The 390-nt window shown below is 43.1% G+C and carries 1 pseudogene; it reads right to left on the reverse strand.

Features of this window, described 5'->3' with window-relative positions:
* Window positions 1-390, reverse strand: a pseudogene (locus tag ACG94X_RS16810) (hypothetical protein); the annotation flags it as partial.

Here is a 390-nt window from a genome sequence, read left to right on the forward strand (position 1 = left end):
GCAAATGTAGGTGCGTCAACTACATTATATTTATAAGTATTTGTCGCTGAATCATAAACAGCTGTAGTATTTGTGCCATTTGCAAAGTTAACAGTTTCGCCAAGTCCAACTTTATCTGCTGGCGTTGTACCATTTACAGTAAAGTTCAAGCCTTTTTGTGCTTCCGTTAGGGCACTATTTGCTGTCGTTTGTGCTGCTACCGCTTTGCCATCTGCTGTTGCAGCATTCGCTAGGGCATTATTCGCTGTCGTTTGTGCTGCTACCGCTTTACCATCTGCTGTCGCAGCATTCGTTAGGGCATTATTCGCTGTCGTTTGTGCCGTACTTACATTTGTATTGGTTGTAAATAACTGACCACCATTGACTGCTTCTTTTGATCCCGATGCTACT

It is taken from the genome of Acinetobacter psychrotolerans (assembly GCF_048552595.1).
Taxonomy (GTDB): domain Bacteria; phylum Pseudomonadota; class Gammaproteobacteria; order Pseudomonadales; family Moraxellaceae; genus Acinetobacter.